The organism is Pseudoalteromonas sp. SG41-1, from assembly GCF_014164575.1.
In the GTDB taxonomy this organism is placed as follows: Bacteria; Pseudomonadota; Gammaproteobacteria; order Enterobacterales; family Alteromonadaceae; genus Pseudoalteromonas; species Pseudoalteromonas rhizosphaerae.
Window position 1 is genome coordinate 1 of sequence record NZ_JACJFL010000035.1, and the last position, 23503, is coordinate 23503.

General features: G+C 36.3%; 19 protein-coding genes. 7 read left to right on the forward strand and 12 right to left on the reverse strand.

The window, feature by feature from the left end:
* Nucleotides 1-305: 305 nt before the first annotated feature.
* A complete protein-coding gene (locus H5203_RS16380; protein WP_145241051.1) occupies nucleotides 306-1598 on the reverse strand; it encodes an NCS2 family permease in 1293 nt (430 codons plus the stop codon).
* 127 nt (nucleotides 1599-1725) lie between these two features.
* Between H5203_RS16380 and H5203_RS16385 the strand changes: the two genes are divergently transcribed.
* A complete protein-coding gene (locus H5203_RS16385; protein ID WP_145241053.1) occupies nucleotides 1726-2181 on the forward strand; it encodes a sel1 repeat family protein in 456 nt (151 codons plus the stop codon).
* Between the two features lie 591 nt (nucleotides 2182-2772).
* Here H5203_RS16385 and H5203_RS16390 read toward each other — a convergent pair.
* From H5203_RS16390 to H5203_RS16405, 4 genes are read right to left on the reverse strand one after another with little or no spacing between them, the layout of a single operon-like run.
* A complete protein-coding gene (locus H5203_RS16390) occupies nucleotides 2773-4425 on the reverse strand; it encodes a hypothetical protein (protein ID WP_182819981.1) in 1653 nt (550 codons plus the stop codon).
* Complete coding sequence (locus H5203_RS16395; RefSeq protein WP_182819982.1) at nucleotides 4415-5356, reverse strand: TniB family NTP-binding protein; 942 nt, start codon at nucleotides 5354-5356, stop codon at nucleotides 4415-4417. Before H5203_RS16395 ends, H5203_RS16390 begins: the two co-directional genes overlap by 11 nt.
* Nucleotides 5357-5358: 2 nt before the next feature.
* Nucleotides 5359-7362, reverse strand: coding sequence for a DDE-type integrase/transposase/recombinase (locus tag H5203_RS16400; protein WP_182819983.1), 2004 nt, complete (start codon nucleotides 7360-7362; stop codon nucleotides 5359-5361).
* A 9-nt stretch (nucleotides 7363-7371) separates the two neighbouring features.
* Entirely contained in the window at nucleotides 7372-7878 is a 507-nt protein-coding gene (locus H5203_RS16405) for a Tn7 transposase TnsA N-terminal domain-containing protein (RefSeq protein WP_259401964.1), read from the reverse strand.
* Nucleotides 7879-8690: 812 nt separating this feature from the next.
* On the opposite strand from H5203_RS16405, the gene H5203_RS22965 reads away from it, so the two are divergent.
* The gene (locus H5203_RS22965; protein WP_310736563.1) at nucleotides 8691-8870 is read left to right on the forward strand and encodes an MbcA/ParS/Xre antitoxin family protein; all 180 of its coding nucleotides are present in this window, start codon (nucleotides 8691-8693) and stop codon (nucleotides 8868-8870) included.
* A 189-nt stretch (nucleotides 8871-9059) separates the two neighbouring features.
* Here H5203_RS22965 and H5203_RS16415 read toward each other — a convergent pair whose 3' ends face one another.
* From H5203_RS16415 to H5203_RS16445, 7 genes are all read right to left on the reverse strand, one after another.
* Nucleotides 9060-9413, reverse strand: a complete 354-nt coding sequence (locus H5203_RS16415; RefSeq protein WP_182819985.1) for a hypothetical protein — start codon at nucleotides 9411-9413, stop codon at nucleotides 9060-9062.
* 9 nt (nucleotides 9414-9422) lie between these two features.
* Complete coding sequence (locus H5203_RS16420) at nucleotides 9423-10343, reverse strand: viperin family antiviral radical SAM protein (protein ID WP_182819986.1); 921 nt, start codon at nucleotides 10341-10343, stop codon at nucleotides 9423-9425.
* Nucleotides 10334-10699 (reverse strand): hypothetical protein, encoded by a 366-nt coding sequence (locus H5203_RS16425; protein ID WP_182819987.1) that lies wholly within the window; start codon nucleotides 10697-10699, stop codon nucleotides 10334-10336. Before H5203_RS16425 ends, H5203_RS16420 begins: the two co-directional genes overlap by 10 nt.
* A 66-nt stretch (nucleotides 10700-10765) precedes the next feature.
* Entirely contained in the window at nucleotides 10766-11344 is a 579-nt protein-coding gene (locus H5203_RS16430) for a hypothetical protein (RefSeq protein ID WP_182819988.1), read from the reverse strand.
* Nucleotides 11334-12269, reverse strand: a complete 936-nt coding sequence (locus H5203_RS16435; RefSeq protein WP_182819989.1) for a hypothetical protein — start codon at nucleotides 12267-12269, stop codon at nucleotides 11334-11336. The genes H5203_RS16430 and H5203_RS16435 overlap by 11 nt, the downstream gene beginning before the upstream one ends.
* Nucleotides 12259-14979, reverse strand: coding sequence for a CHAT domain-containing protein (locus H5203_RS16440; protein ID WP_182819990.1), 2721 nt, complete (start codon nucleotides 14977-14979; stop codon nucleotides 12259-12261). Before H5203_RS16440 ends, H5203_RS16435 begins: the two co-directional genes overlap by 11 nt.
* Before the next feature lie 262 nt (nucleotides 14980-15241).
* A complete protein-coding gene (locus tag H5203_RS16445) occupies nucleotides 15242-16393 on the reverse strand; it encodes an N-6 DNA methylase (protein ID WP_182819991.1) in 1152 nt (383 codons plus the stop codon).
* 100 nt (nucleotides 16394-16493) lie between these two features.
* Here H5203_RS16445 and H5203_RS16450 point away from each other — a divergent pair, with 100 nt between their 5' ends.
* From H5203_RS16450 to H5203_RS16470, 5 genes are all read left to right on the forward strand, one after another.
* Entirely contained in the window at nucleotides 16494-18200 is a 1707-nt protein-coding gene (locus H5203_RS16450) for a zinc ribbon domain-containing protein (RefSeq protein ID WP_182819992.1), read from the forward strand.
* Nucleotides 18200-19093 (forward strand): hypothetical protein, encoded by an 894-nt coding sequence (locus H5203_RS16455; protein ID WP_182819993.1) that lies wholly within the window; start codon nucleotides 18200-18202, stop codon nucleotides 19091-19093. The genes H5203_RS16450 and H5203_RS16455 overlap by 1 nt, the downstream gene beginning before the upstream one ends.
* Before the next feature lie 574 nt (nucleotides 19094-19667).
* Nucleotides 19668-20102, forward strand: coding sequence for a SulA-like leucine-rich domain-containing protein (locus H5203_RS16460; RefSeq protein ID WP_145241055.1), 435 nt, complete (start codon nucleotides 19668-19670; stop codon nucleotides 20100-20102).
* A gap of 40 nt (nucleotides 20103-20142) precedes the next feature.
* Nucleotides 20143-20622, forward strand: a complete 480-nt coding sequence (locus H5203_RS16465) for a YchJ family protein (protein ID WP_182732198.1) — start codon at nucleotides 20143-20145, stop codon at nucleotides 20620-20622.
* Nucleotides 20623-21499: 877 nt separating this feature from the next.
* Nucleotides 21500-23470 (forward strand): RICIN domain-containing protein, encoded by a 1971-nt coding sequence (locus H5203_RS16470; protein WP_182819994.1) that lies wholly within the window; start codon nucleotides 21500-21502, stop codon nucleotides 23468-23470.
* Nucleotides 23471-23503: the final 33 nt, after the last annotated feature.

Genomic DNA, 23503 nt, shown 5'->3' on the forward strand with positions numbered 1-23503 from the left:
TTTGCGGATTAATATTTGTTCAAACTAGGGGCAATTTAATCGCGGCGCGAGGTTTGTAACCTAGTGGGCTAAGTAAAAACCGAGCAAAGCTTCCGCGTCCTGCTCACGCCCCTTACTTACATCCAAAGTAACAAAGAGTTAATTGCCCCTAGGCAGAACCCTTCGGGCAGCGCCTGTTTGGCATTGATGCTGCGTTATCACCTATTTATGGGGAATGACCACATCACATAGGTTCTGCCTTGCCTAAATACCAAACAGACTGCTGAAAATTCAACCTTGATAAGTCAACAGACCCTAGTAACTCACTAAGATAAAAACGCAAATTTGATCACAAACATCGCAGTCAATATCCACACACTGATGCTTACTTGTTCTCGTTTACCACACAATACTTTAACGACTGTATAAGAAATAAAGCCCAGTGCAATGCCATGAGCAATGGAGAATGTTAGCGGTGTCATCAGTAATACCACACTCACTGGAATGGCATCTGTCATGTCATCCCAATTTACAAACTTAAGGTTTTGTAGCATTAGCACCGACACATATAAAATAGCTCCCGCAGTTGCATAAGCTGGCACCATTTTCGCCAAGGGTGCAAAAAACATCATCAATAAAAAGCACATTCCTACAACCACAGCTGTAAGTCCGGTTCTGCCACCCACAGATACTCCTGCAACTGACTCTATATATGAGGTTGTGGTCGAAGTGCCCAATACTGAACCGGCAATGGTTGCGGCGCTATCAGCACTTAATGCTCGTCCTAAACGAGGCATATTACCTTGTTCATCAGCAAGACCTGCTTTTTGAGTTACCGCAACTAAGGTGCCTGATGTATCAAATAAATCAACGAACAACAATGCAAAAATGACGCTAAGCATTGACAACTCAAACGCCGCTGAAAAATCAAGTTGCATAAAAGTAGGCGCAATTGAAGGAGGCATAGATATCACGCCTTGATACTCTACCAAACCCAGACTTAGCGCGATCACAGTTACTAATAAAATGCTGATCAAAACACCACTTTTAAAATCACGATAAAGTAGCGCTGCAATAACAAAAAAGCTAAAAATAGCCAACAATGGACCGGCAGCCGTTATATCACCCAGTTGCACTAATGTTGCAGGGCTGGCCACAATGATCCCGGCATTTTTAAGCGCAATTAACGCTAAGAACGCTCCAATTCCTGTTGCAATGGCTTGCTTTAACACCAATGGAATAGCATTAATTATCCACTCCCTGACTTTGAACAAACTCAGGAACAAGAAAATACAGCCCGACATAAACACAGCCCCTAATGCTGCTTGCCAGGTATAGCCCATGCCTAACACAACACCATAAGTAAAAAAGGCATTAAGCCCCATACCAGGAGCCAAAGCTAACGGATAATTTGCCCAAAAGCCCATGATAAAACAGCCAATAGCCGCAGCAATACAAGTTGCCACAAACGCAGCACCTTGATCCATACCAGCTTCAGCCAACATAGCAGGGTTGACAAACACAATATAAACCATAGTAATAAAGGTAGTGAGGCCGGCAATACATTCGCGGCGCACAGTCGAGTTGTGGTCGCTAATTTTAAATAACGCGTCGAGCATAAGTGAGTTTCATTTTAGATGACAATAATTGCGTGATTTTATCATATATTTCAAGAATAACAGGACAATTAACCTGATATTAGACTAAACTGAGCAGGTAAATGACAACAATAATATGTGTGGCACTATGACAGATACCTCGCCAATTGGCTTAGATTTAGAACAACAGTTAGAAAACGTATTATCGTTTATCACCCAACCGAGCAAAGCCCCACACAGTGCGGTTAAAGCTGATACTCCTGATAACACTGTTAATAAAGCCCTGTATTATTTAAAAAATGATCAACCTCCTCTCGCTGCTAAATGGATGCGCTTAGCTGCAATGTCAGGTAATCAGCGAGCCCAATTTTATCTAGGATTATTTTTTATCAAAGGCCAGGGCGTACCTACTAGTGTTTTTCATGGCGCAGTATGGCTAAGTTTAGCCAGTAGCCAAGGCTATGAGCCTGCAACAACCGCCTTAACTGATTTACGTAAACATCTAGCCACCCGCCGCTTTAAAGATGCCCAGTGTTATGCTGCAACACTGTATGAACAAATACACCAACAGCAGTTTGCTCACCTGATCCCCAACTCACCTTGAAAAGGGACTAATCTACCCTTTTCGTTAAAATCAATTGCCACCTCAATTTAAATAATTAATACATTGTTTTGTATAGTATTATTTAATTTTCTGCACATTTTCAAAGCTGATGGTATCAAATATGTTCTTTCTCATTTATTCTTGGAATGAGGCATTATCTATAACGAGGTTTTGATAGGTGAATTTCTCATAGAAATTTGGAAAATTTCTCATTCACAACTGGAATCAGTCAAATTTATCATTGAAAGCTGGAATGAGGGAAATTAAAAGTACAACAGCTGTTATTTCAGTAAATTTGACACGAAAAAAACCGCTCTGTAAGAGCCAGCTTTGAAATTCATTTATTAATGATAGATTATTTTACGTAAAAATGAAAATAAACTTCTTTGATGCCATTTCTAATATGGTAATGGTGAAGGGTGTAAACTGATAGATACTGATATGACTGTAAGATCAGATATGATCGACTACAACTGACATGCTTGTTTAAATATATCGGATCCCTACTAGCATACTCTAAATGACTTACTTCCAATAAACAGAGTGTTTAACTGGCCACAAATATACAAGCTTAGTGCGTTTAGATATGATCTATTTCGGTTTAGTTTGATAAGTAATCACAATTTTAGATAAATCTAATTTGGGTTTTCCAAAGTATGTGAATCTAGACTCCAGCTTTCGCAAGCAGCAGTCGTTTAAACTTTCCTTTTTGTATACTACGAAATCAGTTAAATAGGCATTCATGTAAAGTAAGCAAACTGGTTCTGCTTTGCAGCAATCCCTAACTCGCTTCTCGCAATCACGTGACCTTTCAAAGTTTGCTGTTCTATTCAATACAAGATGATTGCTTACAAAGTGTCGGATAGAATCAGCATCAATTAATGCTTTATCTTTTGCAATAACTAGAAAACCATTATCAATTAAGTGAAGTAACGTTTTTTTATCCAGCTTAAGCATTTTAATTACACTTTCATGTGCCATGTCATTAAATGACTGCCATTTATTCTTTAGTACTTTTTTAATTCCGTTTTCGGATATCAGTAAATAGTTAACGTAACGCAATGAGCTATTCACTTTGAATTGAGATTCAATTTTTCCAGAAATTGCATAATCAACCAACTCATCAACGGTTAAATCAAATAAATTATAAATATCTTTAGGTATGTCGTCGATTTTATAAAATTGTTCTTGTGCTTCAATTTGAGTATTTTGCGCAAAGGACTTAGCTAATATGCTTCCAATAACTTCAATATCAAAGAATGACTTTTCAGCCTGACAGCCAAGATACACTGCTGGGAGAGTTCTATTATTAACGACATATATTAACGACTCCTTTTTTATGCCTAAAAAATTTGATAACATCAAACCATCAACTTGATAGCTTAATTGATTCAAATTAGCTCCATTATCGAAGCGGCGCTTAGAAGTGAATAATTTAGTGTCAATTTTGGCATTGTGGTATTTTAATAAGATATTCTTAGCTTCAGCTGATGATGTTAAGCCTTTTTTAATATTAAAAGATTCTATCTGAGCTTGAAGTTCATTAATGCCAAATCGAGCAACAAGTTGCCCCATCCCTTCTAGGTGTCTGCGATGCTTTAAAAGCAAGCCTTCCCACACATCACTCAGCTCTTCACAACATAATAGCTTGTATGCGTCTTCGAATAATAATCTCAAAAACTCGATATTTACTCTATCTAGCTTTAGCTTTGCAGTAATAAAATCCAGTGGTCGAAAAACCGACTCAGAGAGTTTCAACAAAGCGTTTTCAAATGAACGTCTTTTAACATCTTCTAAACTTAAAATATGCCTTTCAAATGAGTATAGGGCTTCTTTTGAATGAGGTTTATCCTCTTCTAAAGACAGCAAGTTTAAAACGTTAATTAATGGCGCCTGATGTTTGATACAAATAGTTGTTGAGACGTTTTGCCACTTAACATCATGTAAGCTATTTTCCTTAAAACATTTAGCACACACTTTTAATTGTTTAGAAAGAGAAGTCGTGCTGTGGAACGCCGAGACTTTAACTCTCTGTAGTAAATTATAATCTAAGACATCGTCTTTTATTTGCTTTATGCTACACAGCGAATCAACGTGCTCACTTTTATAAAAGTTCCAAGCGAAAGGCACTTTTATCTCATTAGATTTTAGCAATTTAGCGACACTTACAAAACCGTAAAAATGAGCTATCAGTGCGCAAGCTCCATATGGAGTGACATGAGTAATTGATGTATTACACTTCATAGTTCACTCCCAGCTTTTTTTTTAGAATTATGAATTTTTGAGTGTATGGGTTAGCTTGCAGGCGACCCTTTATTAAAGTTGGCGTGTATGTGCTAACTAAGTCAGACTTTAGCATTTCATCGCGATGTCGATTAGCTGCGTATAAAATCGCTTTGCTTAACGTTTGAGTAAGCTGTCGTAAATCTCCTTTCGTAGCTGCAAAGAGCGGTAGATTTATTGTAGGATCCGTAAAATCAATTTGTGTGAAATTCAAACTGTTGTTCAAGGTCAGTAAATAGCTCACGTAAATTCTGTAATTGTCTATGGTAGATACAGATAATAGTGATTTCTTAATTGTAAGTGAGTTTCTAGATGCGAACTGCTCATTAATTGACAGAAGGTTTTGAACTTTTGATGTACCTGCAAAAACTAAATAAACATTAAACTCATCAACGAGTTCTTTTAAATAATCAGCTATTTGACGGACCGACTTAATACCTACCTTTTCAACTACTTGCTGAAATTCATCGAATAATAATACCCGATATCGCTTGGTCTGCATTTGCTTAGCAATACGATTACGTAGTTGAACCTCAGTGCCTTCTATGAGACCCGGCTCACCAAACCCTTTAAGAATAGCTCTGTATAAATCTAATGGACTCATATTTGATGGAGAACGTATATAACAAGCCTGCTCTGAGCTCTCTATAGGTGCTGCGTTAGCGTACTGTTCATTAAAGTGAGTTTTAAACTTTTTTAATAACGTCGTTTTTCCTGAGCCCGAATCACCTACAATGAGTGTGCAGCAGCCGTTATTAAGCTCAATAACGTTAGTAGCCTCGGATAAAAGTTGCTCTAACTCTTCTCTATTTGTAGCACAGTCATAAGTCTTTTCTGTTAGCATTTTTGCTTTAGCCTTGAGCTTATTATCTTTGTGTGCGTTCATCGCCATACTCATATCTCCCCCCCCACCTTGAATTTATGCGTTGCTGAATTGTTAGATTCATCAACCTCGGTAGTACCTACTGCACTCATAATTTGCTCGCGGGCGTTAGAGTTATTCATGTTGATTGATTTAGTGTTATCAAATTTAGTACGCTTCGGGTTTTTTCGACCTGTTGCAAGCTCTTTCTCTTCAGCTTCCTTTGCTTTCGCCTTTTTGAAACTCCCTAGTCCCTTTTTATTTTTTTTACCCTCTTCACATTCAAAATGATTTCGCGGTGATCGGCCTATATCAGCAAAAAGACTAATGCGAGCCGCATCTAGTTCAACTTGCTGTGTTCCTGTTTCATAATGATGGTTTGCCGATCGAATAGGCACAATAAAAATCGTTCCATTTGCTACAACAACAATACTACTTGTATCTATATCACTGTAAAAACAATCAACCTTTTTCACCCCTGATATGCTAAGTTCATTCAGTTCAGAACTGACATATTTTTCATTTTTCAACTTAATAGAACCATTTTTGTATAAAGTGTGATTCCTACTGATACAGCCACGAAATTTATCAGGCAAAAACTGTGGATTAGGTTCACATATTAGCAATGGATTTTCGCTTACTTTCTTATGCCAAACGTCGATTGGACTACGATTATTTAACCCGCCATGTCCGTTCCTGTGGTATGTTTCTGTAATAAATCTTTGAAGCTCACTTTCAAACTTCTGCAATGTCATCCCCTTATGTGCCTTAGATGTTTCACCTTGCTCTAAGTGCGCATTATTAACACGGGTTTTGGAGCCTAAGTAACCGTAACAGGTCAGTTCATTTACAAACTCACGACGCAGTGTTCTAAAGAAGCTCTCAATGTAAGGCTTTTTCCATGGACTCCCAGATACAGTAGTAATTGGTATTACTCCAAGTTCTAGTGCCATTCTTTTGTATTCATTGCCGATCGCTGCGGTGGTAGCATCAGTTACAAGTTTGACTGGTACGCCATGACATGGCCAATCTATATTTTCTTTCGGGGTTACAACACTTTTTAAACATTCAATTGCTAGATCAGCTGACTCGGACACTTTTTTGCCCACCCTTATAGAGTAGCCAACAATGCAGCGAGTACATGTATCAATCGCAACCATGACAACAAGCGTACCAAGATAAACCCCTGTTTCATTTTTAATACCAAGATTAATATATATAGCATCCATTTCGATGCGCTCTAGTGGGTTTTCTCCAATGAACTCTTGACCAAGTTCATAGCGTAATAACTTTTTACTCTGCTTACTGAGTGTTTTATTAATAATGTGTTCACCCTGTAACGCTTCCAACCGTCTATATACACTTGCTTTTGAAGGGATTTTTGGGTACTTGTCAGGTTCTGCTTTATTTAGCTCTGTAACTTCAAGGCGTATTAAATCAGCAATCTTATTAACTGACTTTGCAGTTTTATCACTGCGTATAAGGTAATACTGAGTAAAATAATCACTAATTACATCTTCGGTCTCTTGAGTAAATCGTAGCTTGCCTTTGCGCGACAGTGCTCCCATATTTATTAAAGTTCTTGGGTCTTTGTTTGAATCTATGTATGCTTTCACCTTTGCTTGACATGTACTTCGACAAAAGTAACTTGAGCCATACTTATACCAGTCAAACAACTTTATGCTTTCATCAATGTTATCAACCTTTGTTAAATTCTTTGAATGTCTAGCAATGTGCTCTTCAACAAAATTGACCCACATTTCTTGATTGTTAATTTGCTCATTGCTTAAAAGTGACTCAACTGTTGGTTGATATGTATTACTGTCATAAAAGCTTGCCTCGTTATTTATAAGTTTCTTCATTAACTCAGAACGTGTAAGCACTTTTACATTAGCACGCGCTATTTTTGTTTGAGTTTCATCTAATGGAGAAAAAAATATTGAATTATTCAATGAGCTTTGTTGCAAAGCATCGATAATGTATAAGCTCTCATCTATTCTAAATTTCATCCCTTCGTTTAAATTAATACTGGCCATAACCCAACCTCACAAAAAATTACTTAATAACATGGTTTCACCATTTAAACTTGATGAAAGCTCCATTTTTACATAGTCATGAAAAACACAGTAAGAAATCATGTTCGTATTTATTTTTAAGCATTTGCAAATATCCAATGCTTTATCGAGTGAAACTGGTACTGATAGTATATTTAAAAGGTAATTTAAGGCGTCTTCATCAGGTCTCCCAAGAGCTATAGTATTTCTCTTAATCATCATCATGTTTGATAACGCTAATCGCGAAGGTAAATGATTTTCTGTCATAACTTGGAATTCAAACCCATGCTGCTTAAAAACTTTTTCAATTAGCTTATACTTACGATTTATCTTTTCATTAAGAGTAGCGTTCGCTTTAACTTCAATTATTTTAATAGAACCATTACAATAACTTAAAGAGAAGTCAGGTGTGTAATTGCGGTTGCTGCCATCGTCATAATATTGTATAGAAAATGGCTGGCTTTTAACTGAAACAATAGTTTGATCGAACTCAAACATCACAGCAAAATGTGACTCATTGAATGATTCAAAAAAAATGGGGGGATGAATCTTTTACTGTTGAAATTAGCCCTGAAAGATTAAATCGACTAAACCGCTCTAAATTACGCCTCATATCGCTTTTTCGATAAGCATTATCTATGTCTGCAAATTTATTTTTACGTTTCACACTGGCTTTCCTCATAAATGAAATTTAACTGTAGCTTCATTTATGATGGCGTCAAATATCATTATTGCAAGAAAAAACAGATTTATTTGAGCCCTTCAACCAAAAAACCAGAAGTAACCTACAAAAAAAGATAAATTAAAGGCTAAACCACTGATTTAAATGTGTATAAATACACACAAAATAAATAGTTGATATAATAACTTTATAGCGATTGGATATAATAAAAATAGGTTTAGAGGAATAAAATCTAACAACAGCATGCTAACGAGTCTAAAAAGTTAGTAAAGAAAAAACGCATTTAACCCATTTAAGGTACAGATCGATTTAAAACTAAGCTCCCAGTAAAGGCACATATACAAATGAAAAACAGCTGGCTTATGTGCAACAATTTCATATATAAGCCATGAATATAGGTATCCATCACAACATATAACTAGATATGACACGTTTAAATGTCAATTTTGAATCAACAGAATCAGCGCTGTTAGCTTTAAAGACGCTCTTTAGCATTATGAAGAAGTGGCGCGTTAGTGAAGGAGAGCAGCGTATTTTGCAGGGTAAGCCTGATGAATTTACCTTTGAGAGATGAAAAAGAGGTGGTGTAACAACGCTAACCAGTGATGTACTGGAACGCATTTCTTATGTGCTTGGTATTTATAAAAATTTAGGAATACTCTTTTCTGAGAAAACACAGGCTAATGAATGGCTTCACAAACCAAATAAAGCTTTTGATGGGGTTCAAGCTCTAGATTACACGTCGTTAGGGCAAACAGTGCATTTGCGCAAAGTAAGGCATTATTTAGATGCTCAGCTTTCATTTTAAACGCTACAAATATTTAAATTTGAAATATTTATATTCAATACCCCGTTTTCTTAGCCTATTAAATTCTAATAGACTAAGTAAACTATCCTTATTAACCTGATTAATACACGAGGATGTATAGCGCTTATCATAATTGGATTATTGCTGGATTCGACTATTACAGAAACATTTTACAAATCCGAAGCTGAACTAAAACCTATCTTTAGTAAGGTGCCAACCAGCTCCATACCCACATTTGTATGGTCGAAGGCTTATACCTTGCTCATCATAGATGATATCAGCACGTAATCGAGCTTCACGTTTAGATCTATACGCGTCTTTAACTGTCCCGTCACCACCAGTACAGCGCTCACATTTTTGACTTGGGGTTTGTCGACTTCTTAGCGATAAATGCCAATAATTACAATTCCGACATTGATATGGAGCTAAATCATTGCCGTAGTTTTCTTTTGCATAATCAGCAGCTTCCAGAGCTTCTTCTTCACATAAATATACAGATAGGGGTTGACCAGATACCTTCCCAAAACAAGTTTCACTTTTCATATCAGACCCTTAATTATTAATTACATCAATATCAATTTTGCGATATCTTGATAAAAATGTTTTAGGGCTAAACTTAATCTGAGTCAGCGCATCTTCAATACCGCAATTAATTATACTGTCGCTGTATTTATAACCTTTATTACCCGATGAATTCTGATAGAAGCGACCATGAGGATCTATCATCAAATAAGATTCTGTCATAGTTGAATTAGATTCCGGAAAAAGTGGTAATCCTAAGCCGCTATGTCTTTTTACAAATTGATGAAATTTATCTTTTGAAACCAATAATTCATTATTTTCAGAAGGCATGACATGTAGGACCTTCCATTTGTAAGGCTGTATTTCATCAATCAGATCTGAAAAATCCTCCTCCCAATTTAGACTGCTTACGACAGTGTTTATTTTAGTTTTTACTCCGTGTTGGCTATTAACTACGTTTTTAATAGATAGTTTTAAATCGTCGGCACTTAACGAATTCCCCTTTCTATCGATTCGACCAATTTTCTTTCGTGTATTTAAGTATTGGCTATCAAAACTAATACCTATCATATCTAACAAATTTTCAGGAAAGTCTATTTTGTTATTTATTAAATAATGACCATTAGTAATAATTGACGTTTTAAACCCCTTCTGCTTGGCTAGTTCTAAGGCGATATAAAAGGTACTTCCCAACATCATTGGCTCACCGCCTGCAAAATTCAGTCGAACGTCTTCGTATTGCAACTCACTCTTTAACATTGGTGAGCCTTTGATAAAGTAATTAGCTAAATGATCAAGAAGACTTTCGATATCTTCTAAAGAGCGGTGTAATTCTTTAGGACGCCCCCACTTTGCAAAGCAGTATTTGCAGCTGTAATTACAGACTTCAGTTATATGCCAATTAATCACTAGCTCTTTAATAGATGCATTTTGAGTATTAATTAATTCCATTGTTTAGCTCCTCCTAATTCATTAGAGAAAGAGCTGTTTCTTTTGAAATTTAGTTCATAGTTTTGTCTATTAAATAACTGAAAATTATATTTATCAGATGAGCGTATTAAAAGCAGTCGGTAGTTTCTTCCAATACGAAACCGTATAAGAGAGTTATTACACTTTATTTTTTGACCACCAAACCACGAATATGGCTTACCTGTTGCAATGGCATTAATTAAACTTTCAATTTTATTTTGTTGGTTAGCTGAAAGGCTTTGCCATAAGCGAGAGTTGAAACTATTAATAAATAGTTGAGGGATATTTTCTTTTTTTAACTCTTTTTCAAAGGTTAAAGGATGTTTTGATGACGACATATTTGAGCACCTTTTTGTTGTTGGTGCTCCTATACGCTAATGAAAGTATTTTTTTTCGCTTTTTATTTATGAAGGCAGTAAAACAATAGTCGCGACAGACTTTGCATCTCTTAACGCTAATTCAAGTTCATTACTTTTGCTATCAGCATCTAAAAAAGTAAGTAATACAGCGCCTTCATGTGGTAAAAAATCCCAAGCATCACTTGAGTTAATCCACCCCTCACCGCTGCTATAAGAATAATAAATGCTAATTAATACATCAGTACTAAATTTAATTTTTAGCTCTGACCCTACCTCGATAACTTGTTGAGTTCCCCACTCAACGGCAACTTCTAATGAACTACTCTCATTATTAACTTGAGCGTTACTTAAAGTGGCGCTAAATAAATCAGGGGGAGGGCTGAAAATACTTATAGAGGGAGAATCAAAGCTTTTTTTTGCAAAAGATTTCACTTTATTATAATTAGTCACCAAAGAAGGCCATCTAACGACAAAACGACAAAAAGCATCTAATTTTTCACGGCGCTTTACAGCATTACTCCAAAGCTGCTCAGCTTCAGGGTGACTCAATAACTCAGTCCATACTGAGTCCTCAGATTCTATACCTTGCACCATTTCATCCAAAGTTAGTTTATCAAGTTTCATCTTGTAACTCCTTGAGTGATGATGGTTTGGCTTTAAGCAGTTTTAACTTTTTCATACAAATTAGGCGTTCAGGGTCACTTTTGTTTATTTCATATACATCTAACAATGCACTTTTAGCAATCGATTTAAATAGTGAGCGCTCTAAAAAGTCGTGATCATCAATGCTAGATAATATTTCGTGAAATTGATGAATGATATTTTTAATTACTATTCTAACCTTATGTTTTTCCTGATGTGACTCAGTTTTATTCGCTACATATTGAGGCCGATTAAAACCTTTAATTAGATACTTTTTTTTATAGTAATCAAAGTTACCAAATCGACTATCTAAATTTAAAAACAAAGTTAAATACCTAAAAGACGCATCAGCTTTATAACGTGTTTTTTGAGTGTCTGAAACCTCATTTTCTATCTCACCTGAATCAATATAATCTTTTAGGCTCTTTGATGAAGCTAACTCCCTTAACAACTTTTTATTAGCAAGCAACCAATACCCAATGACATCAGGCGCTACACATTGATTTAATCTAATTAGATTACGCGCTAAATTTCTTATTTTTAAATCATTATCTACTAGCTGAGAGGATTGATATTTGTCTTCCTCTAATTGTTTTTTAACTCTATTGCCAGTATATACCTTTCCTGCTGTTTTATAATTAATCCAGAAAGCTAACTCGGTGAACAAGCGAATATCCTTGGGTATTCCAATAGGTAAATTAATAACCTCAAACTGCTCTGCACAAAATAAGTCAATAATTTTATTTTTAGCTTTATCTTGGCTCTGAAATGCCAAAGACACAGTCTGTTCGTCAGATTTTTCTAAAGTCTGCTCTATTGTTAATTCAATTATTACCCTATTAGATTCTATATATTCATTGCGCCCATTGAGGGACCAATCATGAATAGGAAGTAAGTCATCTTGCATGTTTTACAAAGCCTGATTTTAAATTCATTTGTGATAAAAGTGCATTTACTTGATGCTGTTCGTCAGATGATAAATTTACTTTTGGAATAAAAATGTTTGTCTGCTCATTTACACCGCAAAACCGCAACCCCGCCCAAGCAGAGGGGTGCTTAAAGTTATATTCTAAAAGACTAAAATCAATTTCACTTGAGTTCTTTCTTTTACCCGAAAGCACAGGCCCCATTAGAGCATCTAGTGATTGGTTTGTAGCATTACATCCAATTGAACACAAATAATCCTTTTCACCATTTAATTTGATTCTACCTAGTTCTTCATTCGCTCCCAGTTCGACCCACCACTGCTGAGCGCTAAGCAGAGCCTCTGAAGCCCCCATACCATTTATAACGAGGCTATCGTACTTTGACTTTATATACGCAGTAACAATTTCAGGAATTGGCCATAATGAACCTATGGCTGTTTTAGCGCCATATTCTAGCATTCTCATATCTAAGCCAAGAGCTTCATTCACTTGGCTCGGAAAAAAATTTAATGGTATACTCGCGCCGCTTTGGCAGGCCCATAACTCTATTCGCTCAGACCCTCTAACCGCATCACGCATTTCAACATCACGAAGCATATAATCGCGAAATAACAAAGATGGTCTCTCTGGATATTTATGCTCACAGTGACCGTAAAAGCTAAATATCTCTGATTGAGTTAATTGATTAACAACATCCTCAATAGTTTGAGTATCTTTAAAGATTATTTTATTTTGCACTGCGACATTTTCAAATAAAGTACCGCCTCCGCATACACTCGTATCACATGTTTTTTTATCAAAATAGTTAACTCGCTGATATAAATACATGAGTGAAGGCAACCAGTTAACTTCATTCACTAAATGATACAGTTTCTCACCAGCTTTACCTGTCGCGGACCAAGGTATGTGTGATGCAAAGAAAGAAGGGAGTAATGATACTTTTAGCAAATGGCTAGGAAGTATCGCTTTCCAATCGATAAAACTTAGATCCCACTCTATATTCGCATCTTTATTATTAGCTACAAATGCAGCAATATTATTAACAAGACCCTTCGGCATATTAAATGAGTAGCCCTTTGCTATAATTTCGTTATTTTGCAGATACGCAACAATAACCAACGCATCATCATAATGATCTTCAATATCTATCTTTACTAAAACTTGCTCAGGATGAGAATAGATAGCTTCAGTTAAATCGTCCAAAGTAATTTGATAGGTACGCTGTCTTGCTTTTAAATAATCAGGGTCTAACTCATCGGTTAGTTTTCCCAGTTTCTGGAAATCTGCTAAGCATATACTTGCTTTTTGTTTTAAATAATTTACAGGATCAGTCGCTTTGCTAGCAGACTCTACAATAGAGGCGTATGACCTTTCATCAAATAACGAAGGATTATCTATGTTGAATTGTTTTTTTTCTTGAGGCTTCATTGATAAGGCAGAATCAAACAGCCATTGTTTTAAATGTTTTTTTTCTGTCTTTTCCCCCATAAGCGCTAATTCATTTAAACCATAATATACACTACCTAACTGTCTCTTAGCATTCAGTAGTACTTGCGTTACTGGATTCTTTGAATAAAGCCAAAATGTACTCGCGCTCTCGCAAAAACGCATTCCGCTTGAGTTTTCTAATGTAATAAATGCGCGTAAAGCAGCATCTTTTTTTACTAATACTCTAGCTAAGCCTGAGCTTGCTTGCTGAATCAATACACTAACCCTATCAGACTCCTGATCGGTTTCAGTTGATTGTCGACTTTTCATTAATGATTGTAGTTTTGCAGATAATATTTTTATATCACTATCTGATTGGCTTTTGTTTGCATTCGCCACCAGCTGCATGATTTCAATCGTAGGGTTTGATATATCTAAATATGGATTAGCTGCCTTTAAATCTTTAGGATCAAGACCAAAACTTGGCGCAATTTCAAGAATTTCGTTGCATATAACTTTGTGGTGTTTTTCCTGAGAAAAGCAATGTAATCTTGCAAATGTATGCAATAAAGCTTGTTGGGGGTTCAAACTCATATAATTTTCAAACCCTTGAGTAGGAAAGTTAACTCGCAACCAGCTAAGTGCCTCCATAAAACATTGATATGATTTTAATTGGGCATCACAGGCTTCACTTTTTCTTTCTAAATCGTATAACGTGGCTGATAAATTTAGATAGATAACCGAAAGCTGGTTTAAACGAACAAAAGAAGGTAGAGGCTTTTCTAATATGCTAATAGCAGTCTTATGTAAACTCTCCGACTTCGTTAGACTTTCCTCACTACTAAGGTGCCATAAGTGTTCATTAGCGGCTCTTCGGTACGCAGCCCCTAACTGAGATAAACTTGATGCGTGTTTCTCTGGAAATTGCTTGCGCTGTTTACTTTCAATAGCGCGATTAAAATACACTTCAGCTTTTTTTAAGTTTGAGTGCGGTGCTCCTGCAATGTGTGCAAAATGAGTAAAGTAAAAAACACCTAAGTCATGACAGGCAGCAGCCTTTGCATATTCATTTTTTGCAGCTATTTTTATAGCTCTTAAGAAGCTTTGCTCAGCTTGTTTTAAATTGCTGGCTTCTGAGCTAGTACTAGATAATCGAACACCTTCATCAATACATTTATAATAGCTAGGCTTTACTTTTTTAGACTGTATTTTATGTTGCGCGCGTATGTAATTAACAAATTCCGTTTGACCTTTGAAGTCCATTTTAAGCCTTTTTAATTTTTAGATAGACCTGTATAGTCAAACCATTATAAGTATCATATTTAATTTACACTAATTATATGAGTTTTATTCTTTTTAATTATTTATTCACTACCTTGATTGCCCATACAATTTATCGGGCTAAACAAATACATATTTCATCTCTATATAGATAAGTGTGCATACTACAGTTTGGCTGTAGTGGTACAGGCTGACCTCACTCTTAGATACAGTTTTGAGAGCAAAGTTTTGGGTTAAGTGTAAATCAATTAAAGCTCATGCTTTCTAGGTCAGCTTTAGTTATATATCTAGAGCAAACTCCTCTTGTAAAAGAAGAGATAGTCGACACTCCCTCTTTAGAGGTTAGGAACTTTAAAAATTTCTTTTTAAGCTTGATGTCATTGAAACGGATTCGATATATACAATCTGAATAAAGGGTCGGAATTCCTTTATACTCTCTGCTTTTTCCAACCACTCTAGAGCCAACTCTACACATAATGATATCTCCGTAGGCAAGATGTTGCTCTCCTAAAACAGTAGATGCTATCTTCTCAGTAAAATCAGAATTGAAAGTAGTACTATGAATATAATTACAATTTAATATTTTCAGCTCTTTGTGAGTCTTAGCCCCTCTTGATATATGGGCACAATCCGACAATCGATACTGTTTTGTACTATTGGAGCATTCACGAACGTAATTGGAAAAATCCATTCGAGTGCGAGCGTCAGAAATAGATATTTCTATAGACTTCCCATCTTGACTATCAGCAGTAAGCCTTAAGATTTTCTTTGTTGGCTTAGACTTTTTTATATACAAAATATGAGTTTTAGCTTCTGTATACTCAAATGCAAAAGATGTCACTTCTTCTACTTCTATTACTTCAATCTTTTCAATTAACCTTTCACGAAATTTCGCTGAGCGATAGCCACTAATCAAGGTGTCTGGGACTACAATTGCCAATATTCCGTCATATCTCAACAGTTCAAGATATTGGCAGATAAAAACATATTCAGCCCTAGTCTTTGTTCCCAATTTAACATCATACCCAATGATTCTATTTAAGAGCTCTTGAAGATACTCGTTGACCACAACATTTCCTAGAAAAGGAGGATTGCCAAGAGCTATGTCAAACGTTCCTTTAGACAAAAAATCCAAACTTTTCATTGCATCAGCATGAAAAACATTCCAGTCTGGGTTTGATTTTTTTAGTAGGCAAACATTTTCATTATCGATATCTACAGCTGTGATTTGCGAAACCTTTACTTGCTGGCATAAAGCATTTAGCAAATTACCTTCTCCAGCAGCCAGTTCAACTACTTTTTGAGGTAGAGGGAATGATTTTATCACCTTAGAAATCATGTTTTTAGATATACAATCTGGTGTGTAAAATTGACCTAAGATATTCTTTTTATTCATAGTTGTTATTCACAGCTGTTATTTATGTATAATCATTCAAAACAAATGATATCGAATTGACGTCAACGGTACCAGCAATTTAGAGAGGTTAGGGTTTAAATTGGATAAATTAATGGATGAATTTGAATATAGAGCGGATCACATGACTCTTGATGAGCTCGAAGAGATCACCGCAGAGAGCCAGTTTTATAGCGGGGTAATCAAGAAGCTTTTATCTCGTGGTTCGAAGCTAATCGTTGGTCCGAGAGGAGTGGGTAAAACTCACCATATGAGGATTGCTTACAAGCAAGCTTTGTGTCAACGATCTAAACCGTTACCTATATACATGACTTTATCTAAGTATCTACGACTGGAACCCCTCAAAAATAGCTCATCTATAGCAATTCAGTACTTCCATTGCTGGGCTCTATCTAAGATATTGTTAGGCCTTAAAGAGACATTCGGACACCTTAAAAAAGATTCCAATGAAATTATAGCCCCTTACGCAATCCAATGGGATGACCTAAATCTCTTCTGTGATCAAATAGAGAAGCAACAAGTTAGGGATTGGCACAACTCTTTACTGGACAAGATATCAGTGAACATGGTTAGTAATATCGTTGATGAGGCGATTCTTCTGTGTAACCGAAAGCATGCGATCTTACTTTGCGATGATGCAGCTTTGGTACTTACGAAAGATTACATGATTGAATTTTTTGACGTATTCCGTGCTCTGAAATCAGCGAAAATTTCACCCAAAGCTTCAGTATATCCAAATACTGAATTTGGCCCTCGCTTTCATATTGGACAGGATGCGGAAAGTGTTCCTTGTTGGCCAAGTATTGCCGACGATGAATATGTAAAGCTTTTCGAGGAGATATACTCAAAACGCTACAGCACCGATATAAAGGACGATATAAAGAAATGCTTCATGTATGCCTCATTTGGAGTACCAAGAGCATTTATTAATCTTATCAACCAATTCCATGCATCTACTAAGACGACTATGCAGAGTAAACTGAACTCTGTTATTACTGAGCAAGCAGAAATAATACTAAAAGAGTTCAAAACTTTATCAACCAAACAGCCACAATATAAAAACTACGTAGCTGTTGGTCAAAAACTCATAAATAAAATTGTTTCTGATATATCCGTAGCAAACAAAATTTCGATTGCAGACAAAAAACAGCAATTCTTCCTTGGTGTTTTACAACAAGATGAGTATGGGAAAAAAGCTAAAGATATTCAGTTGGTGATTAGGTTGTTAGAAGAAACAGGTTTGCTGGTCAGGGTAAATCCGGTGAAGCATGGCAAAAATAGTTATGGTTTAAGAACATACGAAAGATTCATCCCTCACTTCACATTACTTCTCAATGAGGGGGCTTATCAAGTAAGTAAAGCAGGCTATGCATCTCACTTTGCTGAACTAATACAACTTCCAAAAGAGAAACACCCTTTAAGAAAGAATAGCTTTACAGAATTTCTTACTGAAGAAGATATTGATAGCCTATCACTAAACCTCCCTAGTTGTTCTAATTGCGGAAACCTTAGAAGTAGCGAAGAACAAAGGTTTTGTATGTTCTGTGGTACTGAGCTGTTAAATAAATCGACATTTGAAGAGCTCACTAGTAAAAAAATTGATGAGCTACCTTTAACTAGTTGGTTAAAAAACAAGATAGCAGAGGAAACAAGAATAGAGACTATTGCTGATATTTTATTCGAGGTAAATCCTGCTCAAGAATTGAGGAAAGCTAAAGGGGTGGGGGAAAAAAAAGCTACTCGTGTGATTCAAGAAGCAACTAGAATTATGGAGGAGTTTCTTTCCTAATGTCTAAAAACAAAAAAAACTTAAATATAAAAGTATCGGGTGAATCACCAACGGTGCAGTTAAATACTTCTGGCTTATTCAGGTCTCACTCAATTCAAAATGAATCCCCTATTGATATATACATAAAAAGAAATAAGGCTCTTTTAGTCAAATTGGGTTCTTTGGATAGAGATGGTCACATTGATGCAACAAGGGACAGCCATTTATATAATCTTTTTTTATTAGGTATGGTTTCAAATGTAGAGTCATTCTTTAGGTGCTTATTAAGAGAGTTAATTCTCATTGACAAGATTTCATATGAGCAGTGCTTAGAGCAGCAGCTTACATACGCAGCAGCAATGCATCACAATGCCAAGCTATTACCAGAAGCTCTACTTGAGCAATGTACATTCATTTCTTTAAAAAACATACGAGATACAACTAAGAGTTACCTAAATATTGCTATAACCGACTCTCCACTACATAAAGAGCTTGTTGAATGCATAAAAAGTTTTGAGCAACTATGTCAAATACGACACTGTATTGTTCACAGGGCAGGCCTATTGGGATCGAAAAACGCTATAAAATTAGGTATAGAACAGCACAAAAGCTTCTTTGAAAATCCTATCTATTTAGACCTAAGTTTTTTACAAGAATCAAACGCCATATGCCTTAACTGTGTACGCAACTATAACAACTTTATTTTTAACTCCGTTTTAGCTAGATACGTTGATTCCAATAAAAGCAATATCGCGTGGAATTACAATATCGATAGAAAATGGTTTAAGAAATATTACGATCAATTCAATTCTGAAGAGCTAAACCTTGATGCACAAAGGCGAGGAACAAAACATTACTCTGCAAAAGTCGCTTACGATGAGCTACGTAATCACTATGACATTGCTCATTATTGACTCATGAACGCCTCTAATTGCTCTCACGACTTTAATTCAAGTGGAGTAACTTTAACTCAACGAGGAGCTTGAACATAGAAATATTAATCTTAAGCTCACTTAGTAGAGTTAAAGTCCTAACTCGGAAATGTCCAATAACGAGTTTGTCTAACCGTGCGCTCCTCGCTCATAACCGCCTTAATACATTTTTATTGTAAGATAGCTTTGCTTTCAGGCCTCTCTTTTAATATAAGCTACAACATTCAACCGCAATGCATACCGTATTAAATCAAAAAAGATAAAGTATAAAATTTTCAATTGGAATTTCTGTTTGGTGTTTTAATTAGTTTAAGCCTAAAGACCAAATTCCAAACCTTATGAGAAAAACCCAAATAAGGAACGACAGCACCATCCCTACAAGCCTTGCCACGTAAGGCTCTTTATTCCAGATGTGTGACAAACCATTCCAAAACCGAATGAGAAAGAACAAATAAATTTAAAAATCGTTCAAAAAGATAGCAAAAAACACTTGCACACAAACACTGTATAAACTACTGTATATGAGTACTGTATAAACAACCAGTGAGTGAAACTTATGTTACAGCCAATTACCATCAGAACAGTTAAAAGCTATCAACAAGATAATTTAAGCGCATCAGTAAATTTGATTCAGATAGAAGATGAGATCTCTGCAACTTTTGAACTTCTAAAGGTGTTACACCATTACAATAATAAAAACGCATGGACGTTACTGATTGCACCGGATCACGTACCAAGTAAAGCTTTACTTGATTCATGTTCTATTGATACCAGTAAACTATTAGTGATTAGGCAAAAGCATCTGGTTAATTTAGAGTATGTACTAAATTCAGCACTACATAACGGTAACTTTGCAGCGGTGATCACCTGGACAGACATTGTGAAAGACAATCAAATAGCTAACCTGTCATTAAAGTTAGACCAAGCGAGTGCAAAACTATACTGTTTTACTAAAACCCAACAAGCTACAGAGATAGCATTAGCACAATAAGCTGTTAAAATGCCGTTTTTTAATAAAGCGTATTTTATTTATGACCTCACTCACTGACAGTCTTTGCTTATGTGGCAGCGAACAAAGCTATAGCGATTGCTGTGAAAAATTGCACTTAGGCAATATACAAGCAACAAGCCCAGAGCAACTAATGCGCTCTCGCTTTGTTGCTTATGCCTTAAAAAATGCTAAGTATATTTACCAAACTTATGCACAAAAAAAACAAGCAGCAAACCCAATCAAAGAAATTGCTGATTTTGCTAATAGTTGCCGCTTTATAAAATTAGCTGTGATCAGTGCAGACCAGCAAGAATACACTGGTTGTGTTGAATTTTGTGTTAGCTATTTTTATCAAAACTTGTTTTGCCAGCTGCATGAAAAATCAAGCTTCATAAAAGAAGATGGCCAGTGGCGTTATCTCGATGGTGAGATCTTCCCTGTTGCAGATATAAAAATTAGCCGCAATGATGAATGCCCGTGTGGTAGTGGTAAAAAATATAAAAAATGCCACAGCGTGTAACACTTTCTTAGAGTATAGTTTTTACCGTAAGTATTTATAAATAATCATAAATTCAAAAAACTCGCAAGCCAACGTGGTCTGTCTAAGTGCGATTAACTCTTTGTTGCTTAACCTAAATTTTGGTTCATGTGTTTTCTAACGCATTGATTTAAAGCACTAATATTACTTTTACTCTCCAGCCAAAATTTTCAGGGAAAATAAGGCGAATTTACGCGTCAATAGCATGCCTATTACAAATAAATTCAACGCAGTTAACATTGAAAAATAGCCGCTGGAGATAGATTTATTATCCGAAGCTCAGATTACTTCCGCCAGTAGAATAACGCGGTAGCAGTAGCGAGCCCACTAGGTTAAAAACCTCTTGTCATGATTAAATCACTCCTAGATTAAACAAATTTTAATTCTGAAAGGTCAACATGCTCTAGTACTTCACAACAACACCTATAAACAACTAACTCATCCATAAAACATATATATACTGCGTTAGAACCAGCCCCGTAGCATGCTAAGATCTAGTCATATCAAAAAACAATAAAGGAACAAATGTTAAATAAATTTCAAGTATCAAAAAAACACTATAATAAAAACTAGAAAATAAATCGTTATTATTTTTATATTTTTTTAAAATAATTAAAACAAAGCCTAACCTATTAATTTTAATTAAATATATTTATTTAAAACGCATAAAAACAAAACTAAATAATGAAATTAAAACTAATCAATCAGTAATTAGTATTGCAAAAAGTCATATTTAGCGCAATAATGCCACCGGTAGCACTGCAGTGCAAGCATAGACAGGACTTGATTGTGTTAACATTTTTAACAATTAATTTATTTGATTGTTTTGATCTGAACATACAATAATTAGGAACAACCAATGAATAAACGTACGTTATTTAAATATTCTTTGCATGCTTTGGCCATAACAACTGCTATATATGGAAACAGTGCACTTGCTAATGCGTCAGGCTTTGCCGCAACGAATGGTGGTACAACCGGTGGTGCTGGTGGCGATGTTGTTTATGCAACAACTGGAACCCAAATTCACCAGGCTTTATGTAACCGAGCATCAAGTGACACACCAATTATCATCCACGTTGAAGGCACCATAAATCATGACAACACCAGTAAAGTATCTGGAGATAGTTGCAATACTGGGCCAGATCTAATTGAACTAAAAGAAATTAGTAATGTTTCTATTATCGGTGTTGGTAGCGGTGCTCTTTTTGACCAATTAGGCATCCATATTCGTTCATCTTCAAATATCATTATTCAAAATGTTCACGTTAGAAACGTCAAAAAATCAGGCTCCCCCACCTCCAACGGCGGTGATGCGATTGGCATGGAGTCAAACGTCAGAAATATTTGGGTCGATCACGTTACACTTGAGGCCAGTGGTGGCGAAAGTTCAGGATATGATGCTTTGTTCGATATGAAGAGTAATACCAAATACGTGACATTATCTTACAGTATTTTGCGCAACTCTGGACGCGGTGGTCTCGTTGGCTCAAGTGATAGTGACAATACTAACGGCCCTGTTACTTTTCATCACAATTACTATGAAAATATTAATTCTCGCACGCCTTTACTAAGACACGCGACAGCGCATGCTTACAACAACTACTACTATGGACTCGTGTCATCGGGCATGAATCCACGAATTGGCGGTAAAATGCGCGCCGAAAACAACTACTTTAAAAATTCCAAAGATCCACTCGGTACTTTTTATACAAATGATATGGGTTACTGGCAAGTCAGTGGCAATGTTTGGGATAATATCGATTGGTCTGAACAAGAAAACAAGCTTCACCCAGCAGGCCCTAATCCGACCTCAACCACAACAATCAACATTCCTTATAACTATCAACTTGATAATGCACAGTGTATACCCAACATCATTGCAGCAACGGCTGGCGCGAACAAAGGCTTGCAAACATCGAATGGCCAATGTGGCTCGACTACCCCAACTGATCCAACACCGGATCCAGATCCAATACCTGAGCCAACGCCATCAGGGGAAAATCTTGCTATCAGTGCCGGTGTTGATGGCAGTTCTAAAGCCAGTGGCTCGAGTTATGGCAATGTGAACGACGGCGATATGTCAACTTACTGGTCACCGTCAGCTACCACGGGCACGATCAATATTAAAAACCTTAACACCACCATAAATGCGATTAAAATAATTGAAACCCCAGCCAGTAAAGGAAGCATTACAGCTTGGTCTTTAGTGAACTACGATACAGGTGTAACACTTACTAACGGTGGTGCTGTGCCAAATGTAATCACTTTTTCTAACACTAACTTATCCAAAGTAAGTTTTGTGATTCATTCCGCCAATGGCGTACCGCAAATTGCAGAGTTTGAAGTCTACAATGGTTATACCGACGGCAATAATGGCAACCCAACCAATACACAAGTCAATGGTACTTACCGCATTACCCCAAAACACAGTGGTGCATCATTAGATATTGCTAACTGTCAAAGTGAAGATGGGGCAAATGTTAGGCAGTGGTCTTGGCTTAATAATGATTGCCAAAAATTTAATATTTCAACAGTCGATGGGGTGTGGCATCGTATTTCACCAGTCAATGCTCCTTCTAAAGGGTTAGAGGTCTATACGCATTCAACTAAAGCGGGTGAAAATATCAATATCTGGACATACACAGGGAGCTATAACCAGCAGTTTCGTTTGCAAAGTGCCGGCTCTGGTAAGTGGCGTATCATCAACCGAAATAGTGAGTTGTGCTTAGACGTCGCAGGCAGCAAAACCGCCGATGATGCTAATATTCTGCAATGGACATGTACCTCAGGAGCAGAAAATCAAATGTTTGAGTTAACCAGACAATAACTAACATTTACTGTGAAGGGCTTTGTTAAGCTC